Annotated in this window: 13 protein-coding genes; 12 read left to right on the forward strand and 1 reads right to left on the reverse strand. The window is 60.4% G+C overall.

Features of this window, described 5'->3' with window-relative positions; translation table 11 throughout:
* Window positions 1-187 precede the first annotated feature (187 nt).
* The 3 genes from rpmE (at window position 188) to P3G59_RS02100 (ending at window position 2683) form a co-directional block, all read left to right on the forward strand.
* The gene (gene rpmE, locus P3G59_RS02090; protein ID WP_007909403.1) at window positions 188-415 is read left to right on the forward strand and encodes a 50S ribosomal protein L31; all 228 of its coding nucleotides are present in this window, start codon (window positions 188-190) and stop codon (window positions 413-415) included.
* 14 nt (window positions 416-429) lie between these two features.
* Window positions 430-1230, forward strand: coding sequence for a thermonuclease family protein (locus tag P3G59_RS02095; protein ID WP_277760260.1), 801 nt, complete (start codon window positions 430-432; stop codon window positions 1228-1230).
* 184 nt (window positions 1231-1414) lie between these two features.
* The gene (locus tag P3G59_RS02100; protein ID WP_038360054.1) at window positions 1415-2683 is read left to right on the forward strand and encodes a malic enzyme-like NAD(P)-binding protein; all 1269 of its coding nucleotides are present in this window, start codon (window positions 1415-1417) and stop codon (window positions 2681-2683) included.
* A 318-nt stretch (window positions 2684-3001) separates the two neighbouring features.
* Here P3G59_RS02100 and P3G59_RS02105 read toward each other — a convergent pair whose 3' ends face one another.
* Window positions 3002-5449 (reverse strand): penicillin-binding protein 1A, encoded by a 2448-nt coding sequence (locus tag P3G59_RS02105; RefSeq protein ID WP_277760261.1) that lies wholly within the window; start codon window positions 5447-5449, stop codon window positions 3002-3004.
* A gap of 216 nt (window positions 5450-5665) precedes the next feature.
* Here P3G59_RS02105 and P3G59_RS02110 point away from each other — a divergent pair, with 216 nt between their 5' ends.
* The 9 genes from P3G59_RS02110 to gltB all read left to right on the forward strand — a co-directional run bounded on the left by P3G59_RS02110 (window position 5666) and on the right by gltB (window position 18708).
* On the forward strand, window positions 5666-6730 hold the full coding sequence (locus tag P3G59_RS02110) for a pilus assembly protein PilM (protein ID WP_277760262.1): 1065 nt from the start codon (window positions 5666-5668) through the stop codon (window positions 6728-6730).
* Entirely contained in the window at window positions 6730-7296 is a 567-nt protein-coding gene (locus P3G59_RS02115) for a PilN domain-containing protein (RefSeq protein WP_277760263.1), read from the forward strand. Before P3G59_RS02110 ends, P3G59_RS02115 begins: the two co-directional genes overlap by 1 nt.
* Entirely contained in the window at window positions 7293-7916 is a 624-nt protein-coding gene (pilO, locus tag P3G59_RS02120) for a type 4a pilus biogenesis protein PilO (RefSeq protein WP_277760264.1), read from the forward strand. The genes P3G59_RS02115 and pilO overlap by 4 nt, the downstream gene beginning before the upstream one ends.
* The gene (locus tag P3G59_RS02125) at window positions 7913-8440 is read left to right on the forward strand and encodes a pilus assembly protein PilP (protein WP_277760265.1); all 528 of its coding nucleotides are present in this window, start codon (window positions 7913-7915) and stop codon (window positions 8438-8440) included. The genes pilO and P3G59_RS02125 overlap by 4 nt, the downstream gene beginning before the upstream one ends.
* A gap of 13 nt (window positions 8441-8453) precedes the next feature.
* Window positions 8454-10535, forward strand: coding sequence for a type IV pilus secretin PilQ (pilQ, locus tag P3G59_RS02130; protein WP_277760266.1), 2082 nt, complete (start codon window positions 8454-8456; stop codon window positions 10533-10535).
* Between the two features lie 4 nt (window positions 10536-10539).
* On the forward strand, window positions 10540-11058 hold the full coding sequence (gene aroK / locus P3G59_RS02135) for a shikimate kinase AroK (protein WP_277760267.1): 519 nt from the start codon (window positions 10540-10542) through the stop codon (window positions 11056-11058).
* 150 nt (window positions 11059-11208) lie between these two features.
* On the forward strand, window positions 11209-12309 hold the full coding sequence (aroB, locus tag P3G59_RS02140) for a 3-dehydroquinate synthase (RefSeq protein WP_277760268.1): 1101 nt from the start codon (window positions 11209-11211) through the stop codon (window positions 12307-12309).
* A 10-nt stretch (window positions 12310-12319) separates the two neighbouring features.
* Window positions 12320-13912 (forward strand): AAA family ATPase, encoded by a 1593-nt coding sequence (locus tag P3G59_RS02145; protein WP_277760269.1) that lies wholly within the window; start codon window positions 12320-12322, stop codon window positions 13910-13912.
* A 350-nt stretch (window positions 13913-14262) separates the two neighbouring features.
* Entirely contained in the window at window positions 14263-18708 is a 4446-nt protein-coding gene (gene gltB, locus P3G59_RS02150; protein WP_277760270.1) for a glutamate synthase large subunit, read from the forward strand.
* Window position 18709: the final 1 nt, after the last annotated feature.

Below are 18709 nucleotides of genomic sequence, written 5' to 3' on the forward strand. Positions count from 1 at the left end.
TGGCACAACGCATTCGCGAGCAAGCTCGCTCCCACAGTGGAGTGCGTTCAAGGCCGGGAGCCTAGCAGACGGTCGGTCTCGGTGACAGCTTGCGTGATTGAAAAGGTCTGGTAGAATCCGCGGCCTAATTACGTGCGGTATTCAACAATAGTGTTGGATGGCGGCACGCTAGCTGAGGAAAGACACCATGAAAGCTGATATCCACCCGAATTACCCAGTCATCGCTGTTACCTGCAGCTGTGGCAACAAGTTCGAAACCCGTTCGACTTTCGGCAAAGCTCTGCCAATCGACGTGTGCAACGAATGCCACCCGTTCTACACCGGTAAGCAGAAGACTCTGGACACCGGTGGTCGCGTTCAGAAGTTCGCAGACCGTTTCGGTGCTTTCGGCAAGAAACCTGCTGCTGCAGAGTAAGGTTGAAGGGCCCGGTGGGCTTTTCCTCATTGCTGAAAAAGGCGTCCCTTGCGGGCGCCTTTTTTGTGTCCGCGATTTGGCTGTCTGGCGCGCAAGCCTATTGCCCGGCGCCCACTGGATTGACCCGCGTCACGGTGCAGCGCGTGGTCGATGGCGACACCTTGCGTTTGAGCGACGGCCGCAGCGTGCGGATGATCGGCCTCAACACGCCTGAGCTGGGCAAGCAGGGCGGCAGCGATGAACCCTTCGCGGTGGCGGCACGCAAGCGCCTGCAAGTGCTGGTCGATGCCAGCGGCGGACGTGTCGGTTTGCGCGCCGGCAAGCAAGCCAAAGACCATTACGGGCGTACGCTTGCGCATATTTACAGCGCCAGCGGTGCCAACCTCGAAGCGCAGATGCTCGCCGATGGCCTCGGTTTCCAGGTCGCCGTTGCGCCGAATGTCGATCTGGTCGCCTGTCAGCAAGCCGCCGAACACAGTGCGCGAAAGGCCGGGCTGGGCCTCTGGCGGCAGTCTCCTGTACTTAAAGCGGAGCAGATCCAGCGCTCGGGCTTCGCCGTGGTCAGTGGGCGTGTGAGCAAGGTTCAGCGCAATCGCGGGGGAATCTGGATCGAGTTGCAGGACGCGCTTGTATTGCGCGTTGCACCCAATCTGGTCGGACAATTTGACAAAACCCGGTTGCAGGCGCTGCAAGGCAAGCAGATCGAGGCTCGCGGCTGGATCGTCGATCGCTCGCGGCGCGGCGGATTGCCATCCGGTCAGTCGCGTTGGCTGCTTCCGCTGACCGATCCATCAATGTTGCAAAGGCTGCGCTGACGAAAAAATTGTAGACATTTTTTCTGTCGATTGTGAACAGTCAAGCCCTTGTACGCCGTGGCTCTTGGCCCAAAGTCGTAGGGCAGGGCGCTTGACAGGGGTGACCGCTCAGTCTTGTGGGGACTTTGCGAGGCGCGTATCCTCGCTGACCAGTCTGTCCAACAGTAAAAAGCGGAATGCCAAAATGTCTGATCTGAAAACTGCCGCTCTCGAATATCATGCCAATCCTCGTCCAGGGAAGCTGAGTGTCGAGCTCACCAAGGCCACTGCTACCGCTCGCGACTTGTCGCTGGCCTACAGCCCCGGCGTAGCTGAACCAGTGCGTGAGATCGCTCGCGATCCTGAACTGGCCTACAAATACACCGGCAAGGGCAACCTGGTTGCAGTCATTTCCGATGGCACCGCGATTCTCGGTCTGGGCAACCTTGGCCCATTGGCTTCCAAGCCAGTGATGGAAGGTAAAGGCGTGCTGTTCAAGCGCTTCGCCGGCATCGACGTTTTCGACATCGAAGTTGACTCCGAAAGCCCGCAAGCTTTCATCGACACGGTAAAACGCATCTCCATCACCTTCGGTGGCATCAACCTGGAAGACATCAAGGCGCCAGAGTGCTTTGAGATCGAACGTGCGCTGATCGAGCAGTGCGACATTCCGGTATTCCACGATGACCAGCACGGCACCGCAATCGTCACCGCTGCGGGCATGATCAACGCCCTGGAAATCGCTGGCAAAACCCTGCCAGACGCCAAGATCGTCTGCCTGGGTGCCGGCGCTGCCGCCATCTCCTGCATGAAACTGCTGGTGAGCATGGGCGCACGCATCGAAAACATCTTCATGGTTGACCGTACCGGCGTGATCCACTCCGGCCGTGACGACCTGAACCAGTACAAAGCCGTATTCGCTCACGCGACCGACAAGCGCAGCCTGGCTGATGCACTGGCAGGCGCTGACGTGTTCGTTGGTCTGTCTGGCCCGAACCTGCTGAGCGCTGAAGGCCTGCTGTCGATGGCGGCCAACCCGATCGTGTTCGCCTGCTCGAACCCGGATCCGGAAATCTCCCCGGAACTGGCGCACGCTACCCGTAGCGACGTGATCATGGCCACCGGCCGTTCGGACTACCCGAACCAGGTCAACAACGTACTGGGCTTCCCGTTCATCTTCCGCGGTGCCCTGGACGTTCGCGCCAAGCGCATCAACGAAGAAATGAAAGTGGCTGCCGCCAACGCCCTGCGTGAACTGGCCAAGCTGCCTGTTCCACAGGACGTGTGCGATGCCTACGGTGGCGCTCCGCTGGAATTCGGCCGTGAGTACATCATTCCGAAGCCAATGGACAAGCGCCTGATCACCCTGATCTCCGACGCCGTGGCCAAGGCCGCGATCGAGACCGGTGTGGCCACCCTGCCGTATCCGAAGAACTACCCGCTGAAAAGCGTGGATGACGTGTTCAACGGCTAAGTCGTTGTAGCGCTTCAACCGAAAGCCCCGGCTCGTGAGAGTCGGGGCTTTTTATTGCCTGAAGATCAAGAGCCCCTCACCCTAGCCCTCTCCCAGAGGGAGAGGGGACCGATCGGGGGATGCTTGAGAGCTGCGCCGACCTGAACGCATTGTTTTGAATCCATAATCGACACAACTCTCTCAGGTCGGTGTAGGACGCCAGACAACTCGGTCAGTCCCCTCTCCCTCCGGGAGAGGGTTAGGGTGAGGGGCTCTTGATCTTCAGCCATAAAAAAGCCCCGCACTTCTCACGAAGGCGGGGCTTTTCAATACCGCGGATCAGAACAAATCGATCGGCGCCTGCTCATCCGCCGGCAGCGGGCTGCCCGGCGCAGTGCCGTTGCCCAGTTCATTCACTGACGGTGGCGTGTCTTCAGACTTGAACAGCTCGAAGTACGCGCCCGGCGTGCTCGGGGTCGCCGCACGGCCACTGACCGGGTCCACGCGCAAGCTCAGCAAACCCTCCGGCTCAGGCTGGACGTGCGGCGGCTTGTCCTTCAGCGCAGCCGACATGTAGTTCATCCAGATCGGCAGCGCCACCGTACCGCCGAACTCGCGACGACCGAGGCTTTCCGGCTGGTCGAAGCCAGTCCAGACCGTGGTCACGTAATCGGCGTTGTAACCGGAGAACCAGGCATCTTTCGATTCGTTGGTGGTACCGGTTTTACCGGCGATATCGCTGCGGCCCATGGCCAGTGCGCGACGGCCGGTGCCGAGCTTGATCACGTCCTGCAACATGCTGTTGAGGATGTACGTGGTGCGGCCGTCGACGATCCGCTCAGCCACGGCTGGCGCTTGCGGCACTGCCGCGTTGCCCGGTGCTTCACCGGCAACCGGTGTAGCGTTCACCGTAAACGAATCTGTGTGCGGCGCGGCGATACCGTCCGTCGCCGAACCACCCTGAGGCACCGTCGGCGGGTTGGCGACGAACAGCGTGTCGCCGTTGCGGCTTTCGATCTTGTCGATGATGTACGGCGTGATCTTGTAGCCACCGTTGGCGAACGTACTCCAACCGGTGGCAATCTCCATCGGCGTCAGCGTCGCGGTACCCAGCGCCAGCGAAAGGTTTGGCGGCAGATCCTGCTTGTTGAAGCCGAAACGGGTGATGTAGTCGATGGTCTTGCCCACGCCCATCGCCTGCAGCAAGCGGATCGATACGAGGTTGCGCGACTTGTACAGCGCCTCACGCAAGCGGATCGGGCCGAGGAAAGTGTTGGTGTCATTCTTCGGACGCCAGACCTTGTCCAGGTACTCGTCAACGAACACGATCGGTGCGTCGTTGACCAGCGTCGCAGCAGTGTAGCCGCTGTCCAGCGCAGCGCTGTAGACGAACGGCTTGAAGCTCGAACCCGGCTGACGCTTGGCCTGCATGGCGCGGTTGTAATTGCTCTGCTCGAAGGCGAAACCGCCGACCAGCGAGCGAATCGCACCGTTCTGCGGATCCAGCGACACCAGCGCACCTTGCGCCTGCGGGATCTGACTGAATTTCAGCGAATTGTCTTTCTGACGCTGCACGCGAACCAGATCACCGACCTGCGCCACATCCGACGGCTGGCGCGGATTGGCGCCCATGCTGTTGGTGTTGAGGAATGGTCGCGCCCATTTCATTGTGTCCCAGGCGACGTGTTCTTCGCCGGTGCGGGTCAGCACTTGCAGGCCGTTCTTGTCGACCTGGGTGACGATGGCCGGCTCGAGGCTGCTGATGGTGCGTTGTTTGGTCAGTTCGCTGGCCCAGGCTTCGCGGGTCTTGCCCGGCAGGCGCGACTCGGGGCCACGGTAGCCGTGACGCTGGTCGTAGGTCATCAGGCCTTCGTGCAGCGCGGTGTTAGCCATTTCCTGCAGGTTGCTCGGCACCGTGGTGGTGACACGGAAACCTTCGGTGTAAGCGTCGCTGCCATAGCGGCCGACCATTTCGGCGCGGGCCATCTCGGCGATGTACGGTGCGTTCACTTCCGGAGTCGGCACGTGATAGCTGGCGTTCAGCGGCTCGTTGATCGCGGCGGTGTAATCCGCCTCGCTGATCTTGCCGAGCTTGTACATGCGCCCGAGGATCCAGTCGCGACGTTCTTTGCTGCGCGCCGGGTTGGCCAGCGGATTGAAGCGCGACGGCGCTTTCGGCAGACCGGCGATCATCGCCATCTGCGCCAGGCTGACGTCACGGATCGACTTGCCGTAATACACCTGCGCGGCCGCTTCGATGCCATAGGCACGGTTGCCCAGATAGATCTTGTTCACGTACAGCTCAAGGATTTCATCCTTGGTCAGCTGTCGCTCAATCTGCAGGGCCAGAAGAATTTCGGTGGTTTTGCGCGAGAAGCTGCGTTCGCTGGTCAGGAAGAAGTTCTTCGCCACCTGCATGGTGATGGTGCTGCCGCCGGATTGAATGTGCCCGCTTTTGACCAGTTGGGTCGCGGCGCGCATCAGGCTGCTCGGATCGACGCCATAGTGGTTGGCGAAATTGTCGTCTTCAGCACTTAGTAACGCATTAATGAAATTGGGGGGAATGTCGGCGAAACGGATCGGAGTCCGGCGCATTTCGCCAAATTCTGCGATCAACTTGTTGTCGCTGGAATAGACCCGCAACGGAATCTGCAACTGAATGCTTCGCAGAGCCTCCACAGACGGCAAACCCGGACTAAGGTAAAGAAACGCGCCGCTGAGACCTAAAAGCAGTCCGCAGAAAACGGCGACGATGGACCAACCGAAAAATTTCAGCAGACGAATCAAGGCGTTTGGACATCCAGTGCAAAGAATGAATTTGGCGACGGGGTTCCGGCTACACACAGAACCATCCGCGCGGGCAGTAAAAAGCGGAAAAAAACGCTGGGCATTATAAGCACTTTTCTGCTGGGGGCGTCATTGGCGCTTCTGTCAAGACGGGGTGAAGGAACGCAATGCGTATTACAGAGTCCGTAACTCACGGAAAGTCATAGGGAATTGGTAGTGCTGGGACTCTTCAATAAAAAAACCAATACGTTACTGGGGATCGACATCAGCTCCACGTCAGTGAAGCTGCTGGAACTGAGCCGTCAGGGTGATCGCTACCGGGTCGAGGCGTACGCGGTAGAGCCATTGCCCGTCAACGCCGTGGTCGAAAAGAACATCGCCGAACTGGAAGGCGTCGGTCAGGCGCTGAGCCGTGTGCTGGTCAAGGCCCGTACCGGGCTCAAGAGCGTGGCGGTTGCGGTGGCCGGTTCCGCCGTGATCACCAAAGTCATCGAGATGGACGCCGGTCTTTCCGACGACGAGCTGGAAAACCAGCTGAAAATCGAAGCCGACCAGTACATTCCCTATCCGCTGGACGAAGTCGCCATCGATTTCGAAGTCCAGGGTGCATCGCCACGCAACCCCGAGCGGGTCAACGTGCTGCTGGCCGCCTGTCGCAAGGAAAACGTCGAAGTCCGCGAAGCAGCACTGGCTCTGGCCGGGCTGACCGCGCGCGTGGTCGATGTCGAGGCCTATGCGCTGGAGCGCTCGTTCGGCTTGCTCGCGACGCAACTGGCCGCCTCGCAGGAGCGCCTGACCGTCGCGGTGGTCGACATCGGTGCGACCATGACCACCCTCAGCGTCCTGCACAACGGCAAGATCATCTACACCCGCGAGCAATTGTTCGGCGGCCGGCAACTGACCGAGGAAATCCAGCGGCGTTATGGCCTGACCCTCGAACAGGCGGGGCTGGCGAAAAAACAGGGTGGCCTGCCCGATGATTACATCAGCGAAGTCCTGCAGCCGTTTCGTGAGGCGCTGGTACAGCAGGTGTCACGCTCGCTGCAATTCTTCTTCGCCTCCGGGCAATACAACGCGGTCGATCACATTCTGCTGGCCGGCGGCACGGCGTCAGTGCCTGGGCTGGATCGGCTGATCGAGCAGCGCCTGAGCACGCCGACACAAGTGGCCAACCCGTTTGCCAATATGGCCTTGAGCAGCAAGGTCAACGCCGGCGCGCTGGCAAGCGATGCGCCAGCGCTGATGATCGCCTGCGGGCTCGCGCTGAGGAGTTTCGACTGATGGCGCGGATCAACCTCCTGCCCTGGCGCGAAGAGCGTCGCGAAGAACGGCGCAAACGCTTTCTGCTGGCCTTGATCGGCGTGGTGGTCGGCTCGGTCGGTGCGGTGCTGATTGCCAATCAGATCATCAGCGCGGCCATTGAGCGGCAAGTGGCGCGCAACGACTACATCGGCAAGCAGATCGCCGTGGTCGACGAACGCATCAAGCAGATCAGCGAACTGAAGGCACGCCGTCAGCAACTGGTCGAACGCATGCGCATCATTCAGGACTTGCAAGGCAACCGGCAGATCAGCGGGCGAATCTTCGATCAGTTGGCGCGTACATTGCCGGACGGCGTGTATTTCACCGACGTGAAAATGGTCGGCAAAACCCTGTCGATCAGCGGTGCAGCAGAATCGAATAACCGGGTTTCCGAGTTGATGCGCAATCTGGATGCCTCTGACTGGTTCGACGCACCGAGCCTCAATGAGGTGAAGGCGACGACCGCAGGCCAGGTGGATCAGGCCAACACCTTTGAACTGACCGTCCGGCAGACCCAGCCCAAGACCTTGGAGGACGAGCAATGAAGCCGTCCAACTGGCTGGAAGGTCTGCGTGACATCGATTTCAACGACCTCGATACGAGCAACATCGGCTCGTGGCCGGCGGCAGTGAAAGCCATCGCCGGGGCGCTGTTGATGGTGCTGGTATTGGCGCTGGGCTATAACTTTTTCATCAGTGATATGGAAAACCAGTTGGAGGCCAAGCGCGAAGAAGAGGCCACGCTCAAGGAACAATTCGCGAGCAAGGCGCGCTTGTCAGCCAATCTTGAGCTGTACACCCAGCAAATGAAGGAGATGGAAAATACCTTCGGCGTGTTGCTGCGGCAATTGCCCAGTGACACTGAAGTGCCGGGCCTGCTCGAAGACATCACCCGCACCGGTCTGGGCAGTGGCCTGGAGTTCGAAGAGATCAAACTGCTGCCGGAGGTCACTCAGCAGTTTTACATCGAGCTACCTATCCAGATCACCGTCACCGGCGCCTATCACGACCTGGCCACTTTCGTCAGTGGCGTGGCCGGGCTGCCGCGCATTGTCACCTTGCATGATTTCGAACTGGCTCCCGCCAACAAAGAGGGCGGGCCGAAGCTGCGCATGAGCATCCTTGCCAAGACCTATCGCTATAACGACAAGGGGCTGCAGAAATGACCCCGATTCGTTACATCGCGTTGTCGATGACGCTGCTCGCGCTGAACGGTTGTGGTGGCAGCGATGACTTCAGCGATCTTGATGCCTACATGAATGAAGTACGCCTGCGCCCGGCAGGCAAGATTGAACCCGCCCCGACATTCCGGTCTTACCCCGTATTCACTTATAGCGCGGCCAATCTGCGCAGTCCGTTCTCGCGCCAGGTGCGGGTCGATCTGGCCGGACAGAAACACGGGGCACGCAACGTCACACCCGACCCCAACCGGGTCAAGCAATACCTCGAAGGTTTCAACATCGAGCAGTTCGAGATGGTCGGCACGATTGCCAATGCATCAGGCTCCTTCGCGTTGTTGCGCGGGGCTGGCGGCGTGCATCGGTTGAAGGTCGGCGATTATCTGGGGCGCAACGATGGGCGCATCGTCGCCATCAGCGCCACACAGGTCGATGTGGTCGAGATCGTGCCCGACGGCGAAGGCGCCTGGCTGGAGCGTCCGCGCACCATTCCTTTGAAAGAGCACTCATAGTGGAAGTCGAACAATGAACAGGATTTTCTCCACCCTCGGTTTTTCGCTATGGATAGCGCTGATGTCGCCGATGGTACTCGCGGCCAATCTGAAGACGCTGGACGTGGCGGCGTTGCCGGGTGATCGCGTCGAGCTGAAGTTGTCGTTCGACGGCCCGCCGCCGCAACCCAAGGGTTACACCACTGAATCACCGGCGCGGATTGCGCTGGATCTGCCCGGTGTCGCCAGTCAATTGGCCAGCAAGCAACTTGATCTGGGTAGCGGTAATGCGCGTACGGCCACCGTGGTCGAAGCCAAGGATCGGACGCGGCTGATCGTCAGCCTCACGCAACTGGCGCCTTACAGCACGCGGGTCGAGGGTAACAACCTTTTCGTAGTGGTCGGTCAAGGCGCACCGGCACCCGCGCCGCGTCCTGCCGCCGTGGCACCCCGTGCTGCCGCTAGCGTCGCTGCGCCCGCCAAGGCGTTTGTACCGAAAAACCGCGCGATTCGCGGTGTGGACTTCCAGCGCGGTACGGCGGGGGAAGGCAATGTCGTCATCGATCTGTCCGATCCGACTATCGCCCCGGATATTCAGGAGCATGACGGCAAGATCATCCTCAACTTCGCCCGCACCCAGTTGCCGGACAAGCTGCGGGTGCGCCTCGACGTCAAGGATTTCGCCACCCCGGTGCAGTTCGTCAATGCCGCAGTGACCGCTGATCGCACGGTTATTACCGTCGAGCCCAGCGGCACCTATGAGTACTCCACCTTCCAGACCGACAACAAACTGACCATCAGCATCCGTCCGATGACCGTCGATGACCTGCAAAAACGTAACGCTGATCGTCAGGCTTACGTCGGCGAAAAGCTCTCGCTGAACTTCCAGGACATCGACGTGCGCTCGGTGCTGCAACTGATCGCCGACTTCACCAACCTCAACCTGGTCGCCAGCGATACCGTGCAGGGTGGCATCACCTTGCGCCTGCAGAACGTGCCGTGGGATCAGGCGCTGGATCTGGTTTTGAAAACCAAGGGGCTGGATAAACGCAAGATCGGCAATGTACTGCTGGTTGCGCCGGCCGATGAAATTGCCGCCCGCGAGCGGCAGGAACTGGAGTCGCAGAAACAGATCGCCGAACTGGCGCCGTTGCGCCGCGAGCTGTTGCAAGTGAATTACGCCAAGGCGGCGGACATCGCCAAGCTCTTTCAGTCGGTGACCAGCGCCGAGGCGAAAATCGACGAACGTGGCTCGATCACGGTCGATGAGCGAACCAACAACATCATTGCCTACCAGACCCAGGATCGCCTCGACGAGCTGCGGCGGATCGTGGCGCAGCTGGATATTCCCGTGCGTCAGGTGATGATCGAGGCGCGGATTGTCGAGGCCAACGTCGATTACGACAAAAGCCTGGGCGTACGCTGGGGCGGGTCGATCCAGAACAAGGGCAACTGGAACACTTCGGGCGTCAGCAATGGCTCATCGACCACCATTGGTACACCGGGCAGCACCAGCACCAACTCGCCGTTCGTCGACATGGGTACCGTGGGCAACACTTCGGGGATCGGTATCGCCTTCATCACTGACAACGTCTTGCTGGATCTCGAGCTGACCGCGATGGAGAAGACCGGCAACGGCGAAATCGTCTCGCAGCCGAAGGTGGTCACCTCCGACAAGGAAACTGCGAAGATTCTCAAGGGCACCGAGATTCCGTACCAGGAAGCCAGCTCCAGCGGCGCGACGTCGGTGTCGTTCAAGGAGGCCTCGCTGTCGCTGGAAGTCACCCCGCAGATCACCCCGGACAACCGCATCATCATGGAGGTCAAGGTCACCAAGGACGAACCGGATTACCTGAACAAAGTGCAGGATGTGCCGCCGATCAAGAAAAACGAGGTCAACGCCAAGGTGCTGGTCAACGACGGCGAAACCATCGTGATTGGGGGCGTTTTCTCAAATACTCAAAGCAAGGTCGTAGATAAGGTGCCATTTCTTGGCGATGTGCCGTATCTTGGCCGCCTTTTCCGGCGTGATGTGGTTTCGGAGAAAAAATCCGAGCTGCTGGTATTTCTCACTCCGCGTATCATGAATAACCAGGCGATTGCTGTGAGTCGTTGATTCTGTGCGAAATTTGATTCTTGTAGGACCGATGGGTGCTGGCAAAAGCACCATCGGCCGGTTGCTGGCCAAAGAGCTGCGCCTGCCGTTCAAAGATTCCGACAAGGAAATTGAACTGCGCACGGGCGCCAATATCCCGTGGATCTTCGACAAGGAAGGCGAACCCGGCTTTCGTGACCGTGAGCAGGCGATGATCGCCGAGCTGTGCGCGTTCGATGGCGTGGTGTTGGCGACCGGCGGTGGCGCCGTCATGCGCGATGCCAATCGCAAGGCCCTGTTTGAGGGCGGGCGCGTGGTGTATCTGCATGCCTCCGTCGAGCAGCAGGTCGGACGTACGTCTCGCGACCGCAATCGGCCGTTGCTGCGTACTGCCAATCCGGAAAAAACCCTGCGCGACCTGCTCGCGATCCGCGATCCGCTGTATCGGGAAATCGCCGATCTGGTGGTGGAAACCGACGAACGGCCACCCCGCATGGTGGTGCTCGACATTCTCGATCGTCTGGCGCAGCTTCCACCCCGTTAAAGCATCGTTCGAAATGCGCTATCCTCGGCGTCCTGTCACAGCCCGCCGAGGTTGTGGCGGATGGCGTGCGAGCGGCGTCATACCCGCTACAGGCCGCAGAACCAATAATTCAGGGCAGGACGCCTGCTTCCATCTTCACTGTGGGGACACATGCAGACACTCAAGGTCGATCTAGGCGAGCGCAGCTACCCGATTCATATTGGCGAAGGTTTGTTGGATCAGCCTGAGTTGCTGGCGCCGCACATTCATGGGCGGCAGGTGGCAATCATCTCCAACGAGACCGTTGCGCCGCTCTATCTCGAGCGTCTGACCCGCAGCCTCGCGCAGTTCTCGGTGATCTCGGTGGTGTTGCCGGACGGCGAGGCCTTCAAGAACTGGGAAACCCTGCAACTGATCTTCGACGGTCTGCTGACCGCCCGTCATGACCGCCGCACTACCGTGATCGCCTTGGGCGGCGGTGTGATCGGCGACATGGCCGGTTTCGCCGCAGCCTGTTACCAGCGCGGCGTCGACTTCATCCAGATTCCTACCACCCTGCTGTCCCAGGTCGATTCGTCGGTGGGTGGCAAGACCGGTATCAACCATCCGCTGGGCAAGAACATGGTCGGCGCGTTTTATCAGCCGAACGTGGTGCTGATCGATACGGCGTCCCTGAAAACCCTGCCAGAGCGCGAACTGTCCGCCGGTCTGGCCGAAGTTATCAAGTACGGCCTGATCTGCGACGAACCGTTCCTGACCTGGCTCGAGGACAACGTCGATGCCCTGCGTTCACTGGACCAGAAGGCCCTGACCTATGCCATTGAGCGTTCTTGCGCAGCCAAGGCTGCGGTGGTCGGCGCCGATGAGAAGGAAACCGGCGTACGCGCGACACTCAACCTCGGCCACACCTTTGGCCACGCCATCGAGACCCACATGGGCTATGGTGTCTGGTTGCATGGGGAAGCGGTCGCAGCTGGCACCGTGATGGCGCTGGACATGTCTGCCCGTCTGGGCTGGATCAGTGACGCGGAACGTGATCGTGGCATTCGTCTGTTCCAGCGCGCCGGTCTGCCGGTGGTGCCACCGACTGAAATGACCGAGGCCGATTTTCTTCAACACATGGCAATCGACAAAAAAGTGATCGACGGTCGTCTGCGCCTGGTGCTGCTGCGCCGGATGGGCGAAGCGGTAGTGACCGACGATTATCCGAAAGAGGTTCTACAGGCCACGCTGGGAGCGGATTACCGCGCCCTGGCTCAGCTTAAAGGTTAATAAGATTCCGATGACTAGTTTGCATGCCGACGAGGCGTTCCTCGGCCATTTCCAGTTAAGTCACGATCCGTTCGCGCCACGCGTACCGGGCTTCAAGTTCTTCCCGGCCCAGCGCAAACCGGTGCTGGGTCAATTGCATCATCTGGCGCGTTACAGCCAGTTGCTGCTGGTGGTCACTGGCCCGCAAGGCAGCGGCAAGACGCTGCTGCGCCAGGCGCTGGTCGCCAGCACCAACAAGCAGTCGGTGCAGAGCGTGGTGGTTTCCGCCCGTGGCGCCGGTGATGCCGCTGGCGTGCTACGCCAAGTGGCGCAGGCGCTGAACGTCGCCCAGGCCGAAGTTGGCGCGATCCTGGATCAAGTGGTGCAACTCGCACTGACCGGCCAGGAAGTCTATCTGCTGGTGGACGACGCCGAGCAACTCGACGAGTCCGCCCTCGAAGCATTGATGGCGCTGGGCGCCGGCGCACCGGAAGGTCGCCCGCATGTGTTCCTGTTCGGTGAGTCGTCGCTGATCGCTCAACTGGAGGCTTTGCACCTCGAGGAAGAGCGTTTCCACGTCATCGAACTGCAGCCGTATACCGAAGAAGAGACCCGCGAGTATCTCGACCAACGGCTCGAAGGTGCCGGCCGGGGTGTCGAACTTTTCACCGCAGATCAGATCTCTGATATTCACGAAAGCGCCGAGGGTTGGCCGGGCAACATCAACCAGGTCGCTCGCGATGCTCTGATCGAAGTCATGATTGCCAGCCGCTCTGCGGTCAAGCGTCCAAGTATGGGGTTCAACATGCCGAAGAAACACGTATTGGCCATTTCCGCCGTCGTTGTGGTCGCGGTCGCTGCCGCCTGGCTGATGCCGGGTCGCAACAAGGCGCCGACCACCGGTGCACCGGCCAATGAGCAGGCACAGTTGCCATTGGGCCAGGGCGCAGCCAATGGCGGCGCGCCGAACGTCGAATTCGCCGGTAATACCCAGCCGATGCCGTTGCCGCTGGTCGGCAACTCGCAACCGGTCATGCGCGGTCCACTGGCCGAAGCTGCGGGTGGCATTACCGAAGGTGACGACGGCGTGCCACTCGAAGGTTCCAGCGCTACGCCGCCGACCGTAACCACCTCCGCACCGCCTGCGGGCGTTCCGGCCGGTCCTGCGCCGACGCCGGTTCCGTTGCCAGCCGCCAAGCCAACCCCGGCGCCGACGCAAATTGCCACCGCCAAGCCTGCTCCAGCCGCGCCAGTCGCCAAGCCGGCTCCAGCGCCAGCCAAGCCAGTCGCCGCTGCCAAACCGGCCGAGAAGCCGGTGACCGTTGCCAAAGCCGCCGGTGGCAGCTGGTACGCCGGTCAGCCGACCAGCAACTACGTGGTGCAGATCCTCGGCACCAGCTCCGAAGCGACCGCGCAAAACTTCGTCAAGGAGCAGGGCGGCGAGTACCGTTATTTCAAGAAAGTCCTCAACGGCAAACCGCTTTACGTGATCACCTACGGCAACTTCGCCAATCGTGATGCAGCCGTTTCTGCCATCAAGGCCTTGCCAGCGAAGGTTCAGGCTGGTAAACCTTGGCCTCGCACTGTCGCCAGCGTCCAACAGGAACTGGCAACAACTCGCTGAAGATTCGGCGGCCTTACCCAGGCCGCCTCTCCAAGCACCTCAAAATTTCTACGAGTGCGCGCCGCCCTTACGGGCCGCGTGCCTTGTGGTGTCTGCGTCACAGTAGTCTTTGAGTCGTTGCGGTCAAAATTAAAAAAGTTTTGACTAGCACAGCAGATCGCTTTAAACCTTTCACAAATGCGACATGAATTTGCGACATTTCGTCGTCAAATTTGTGAGCCTCTGTGTCGCTGTGTACAATGACCACCCTTTTGCCCCTGCTAAGTCGGCGTACGTTCGACGCGGGATGCAAGTGGTTGAATTGAAAAGAAATTTGCCTCGAAAAGAGGCAGCCTGGTGAGAAAGTGTCTATGAAAGCAGGTCTGTACCAACCAGATGAATTCAAGGATAACTGCGGTTTCGGCCTGATAGCCCATATGCAGGGCGAGCCCAGTCATACCCTTTTGCAAACGGCCATTGAGGCCCTGACCTGCATGACCCACCGCGGTGGGATTAATGCCGACGGCAAGACCGGTGACGGTTGCGGTCTGCTGATTCAAAAGCCTGATGCGTTCCTGCGCGCCATTGCCCAGGAAACCTTCAGCGTCGAGCTGCCCAAGCAATATGCGGTGGGCATGGTCTTCTTCAACCAGGACCCGGCCAAGGCCGAAGCCGCTCGCGAGAACATGAACCGCGAGATCCTCGCTGAAGGCCTGCAACTGATCGGCTGGCGTAAAGTGCCAATCGACACCAGCGTCCTCGGCCGCCTGGCCCTTGAGCGCCTGCCGCAAATCGAGCAGGTCTACATCGGCGGCGAAGGCCTGAGCGATCAGGACATGGCCGTGAAGCTGTTCAGTGCACGTCGTCGTTCGTCGGTGGCCAATGCCGTCGACTCCGATCATTACATCTGCAGCTTTTCGCACAAGACCATCATCTATAAAGGCCTGATGATGCCGGCCGACCTGGCCGCGTTTTATCCAGACTTGAGCGACGAGCGCCTGCAAACCGCGATCTGCGTGTTCCACCAGCGCTTCTCCACCAACACCTTGCCGAAATGGCCGCTGGCTCAGCCATTCCGCTTCCTCGCCCACAACGGCGAGATCAACACCATCACCGGTAACCGCAACTGGGCCCAGGCCCGTCGGACCAAGTTCACCAACGATCTGATGGATCTGGAAGAACTCGGCCCGCTGGTCAACCGTGTCGGCTCCGACTCCTCGAGCATGGACAACATGCTCGAACTGATGGTCACCGGCGGCATCGACCTGTTCCGTGGCGTGCGGATGATCATTCCGCCAGCGTGGCAGAACGTCGAAACCATGGACCCGGATCTGCGTGCGTTCTACGAGTACAACTCGATGCACATGGAGCCGTGGGACGGCCCGGCCGGCGTGGTCATGACCGACGGTCGCTACGCGGTGTGCCTGCTCGACCGTAACGGTCTGCGCCCGGCACGCTGGGTCACCACCACCAACGGTTTCATCACCCTCGCCTCGGAAATCGGCGTGTGGGACTACAAACCTGAAGACGTGATTGCCAAAGGCCGAGTCGGCCCGGGCCAGATCTTCGCCGTGGACACCGAAACCGGGCAGATCCTCGACACCGATGCGATCGACAACCGTCTGAAATCCCGTCATCCGTACAAGCAATGGCTGCGCAAGAATGCCCTGCGCATCCAGGCGACCATGGAAGACAACGACCACGGTTCGGCGTTCTACGACGTCGATCAGCTCAAGCAATACATGAAGATGTATCAGGTCACGTTCGAAGAACGCGATCAGGTGCTGCGTCCGCTTGGCGAGCAAGGCTACGAAGCCGTTGGCTCGATGGGCGACGACACGCCGATGGCCGTGCTGTCGCAGCGTGTGCGCACGCCGTACGACTATTTCCGTCAGCAGTTCGCGCAGGTCACCAACCCGCCGATTGACCCGCTGCGTGAAGCGATCGTGATGTCGCTGGAAATCTGCCTCGGTGCCGAGCGCAACATTTTCCAGGAATCGCCGGAACACGCTTCGCGCGTGATCCTCAGCTCGCCGGTCATTTCCCCGGCCAAGTGGCGCTCGCTGATGAACCTCGACCGCCCGGGTTTCGAGCGGCAGATCATCGACCTCAACTACGACGAAAGCGTCGGCCTGGAAGCGGCGATCCGCAACGTTGCCGATCAGGCTGAAGAAGCCGTGCGCGCCGGTCGTACCCAGATCGTCCTGAGCGACCGCCATATCGCTCCGGGCAAGCTGCCGATTCACGCCTCGCTGGCAACCGGTGCGGTGCACCACCGCCTGACCGAAAAAGGCCTGCGTTGCGATTCCAACATCCTCGTTGAAACCGCGACCGCCCGTGACCCGCATCACTTCGCGGTGCTGATCGGTTTCGGCGCCTCGGCGGTGTATCCGTTCCTGGCCTACGAAGTGCTGGGCGACCTGATCCGTACCGGTGAAGTACTGGGCGACCTCTACGAGGTGTTCAAGAACTACCGCAAGGGCATCACCAAAGGTCTGCTGAAGATCCTGTCGAAGATGGGCATCTCGACCATCGCCTCGTACCGTGGTGCGCAGTTGTTCGAAGCAATCGGCCTGTCCGAGGAAGTCTGCGACCTGAGCTTCCGTGGCGTGCCGAGCCGCATCAAGGGTGCGCGTTTCGTCGACATCGAAGCGGAACAGAAAGCACTCGCCACCGAAGCCTGGAGTCCGCGCAAGCCGATCCAGCAGGGCGGCCTGCTGAAGTTCGTCCACGGTGGCGAATATCACGCCTACAACCCGGACGTGGTCAACACTCTGCAAGCTGCTGTGCAGCAGGGCGACTACGCCAAGTTCAAGGAATACACCTCGCTGGTGGACAACCGTCCAGTGTCGATGATCCGCGACCTGTTCAAGGTCAAGACCCTCGACACACCGCTGGACATCAGTGAAATCGAGCCGTTGGAATCGGTACTCAAGCGCTTCGACTCCGCCGGTATCTCGCTGGGCGCCTTGTCGCCAGAAGCCCACGAAGCCCTGGCCGAAGCCATGAACCGCCTCGGTGCGCGTTCCAACTCCGGCGAAGGCGGTGAAGACCCGGCGCGCTACGGCACGATCAAGAGCTCGAAAATCAAGCAAGTTGCGACTGGCCGCTTCGGCGTTACTCCGGAATACCTGGTCAATGCCGAAGTGCTGCAGATCAAGGTCGCGCAAGGCGCCAAGCCGGGCGAGGGCGGGCAACTGCCGGGCGGTAAAGTGAACGGTTTGATCGCCAAGCTGCGTTATGCAGTGCCGGGCGTAACGCTGATTTCGCCACCGCCGCACCACGACATCTATTCAATCGAAGACTTGTCGCAGCTGATTTTCGACCTGAAGCAGGTCAACCCGAAGGCGCTGGTCTCGGTGAAACTCGTTGCTGAAGCAGGCGTCGGCACTATCGCCGCCGGTGTGGCCAAGGCCTACGCGGACTTGATCACCATCTCCGGTTACGACGGTGGTACCGGTGCTTCGCCGCTGACCTCGATCAAATACGCGGGCGCACCGTGGGAACTCGGCCTTGCCGAAACCCACCAGACCCTGCGCGGCAACGACCTGCGCGGCAAAGTCCGGGTGCAGACCGACGGCGGCCTGAAAACCGGCCTCGACGTGATCAAGGCGGCGATCCTCGGCGCCGAAAGCTTCGGCTTCGGTACGGCGCCGATGATCGCGCTGGGCTGCAAATACCTGCGCATCTGCCACCTGAACAACTGCGCCACCGGCGTTGCGACGCAGAACGAGAAGCTGCGCAAGGATCACTACATCGGTACCGTCGACATGGTGGTGAACTTCTTCACCTACGTCGCCGAAGAAACCCGTGAGTGGCTGGCCAAGCTCGGCGTGCGCTCCCTCGAAGAGCTGATCGGTCGCACCGATTTGCTGGAAATCCTCGAAGGCCAGACCGCCAAGCAACATCACCTGGACCTGACCCCGCTGCTGGGCAGCGATCACATCCCGGCGGACAAGCCTCAGTTCTGCGGCGTTGAGCGCAACCCGCCGTTCGACAAAGGCCTGCTGGCCGAGAAGATGGTCGAGATGGCCTCGTCGGCAATCAACGACCTCAGCGGCGCCGAGTTCGACCTGGACATCTGCAACTGCGACCGTTCGATCGGTGCGCGGATCTCCGGCGAAATCGCCCGCAAGCACGGCAACCAGGGCATGGCGAAAGCGCCGATCACCTTCCGCTTCAAAGGCACTGCCGGGCAGAGCTTCGGCGTGTGGAACGCCGGCGGTCTGAACATGTACCTCGAAGGCGACGCCAACGACTACGTCGGCAAAGGCATGACCGGTGGCAAGCTGACCATCGTGCCGCCGAAGGGCAGCGTTTACAAAACTCAGGAAAGCGCCATCATCGGCAACACCTGTCTGTATGGCGCCACGGGCGGCAAGCTGTTCGCCGCCGGCACCGCAGGCGAGCGTTTCGCCGTGCGTAACTCCGGTGCCCACACGGTTGTGGAAGGCACTGGCGATCACTGCTGCGAGTACATGACCGGTGGTTTCGTCTGCGTATTGGGCAAGACCGGTTACAACTTCGGCTCTGGCATGACCGGTGGTTTCGCCTACGTGCTCGACCAGGACAACACCTTCGTTGACCGGGTCAACCACGAACTGGTGGAAATCCAGCGGATCAGCGGCGAGGCGATGGAAGCCTATCGCAGCCACCTGCAAAACGTGCTGAACGAGTACGTCGCGGAAACCGACAGCGAGTGGGGTCGTGAACTCGCCGAAAACCTCGATGACTACCTGCGCCGTTTCTGGCTGGTCAAGCCTAAGGCTGCCAACCTGAAATCGTTGCTTTCCAGCACTCGTGCCAACCCGCAGTGAT

Source organism: Pseudomonas sp. A34-9 (assembly GCF_029543085.1).
GTDB lineage: Bacteria > Pseudomonadota > Gammaproteobacteria > Pseudomonadales > Pseudomonadaceae > Aquipseudomonas.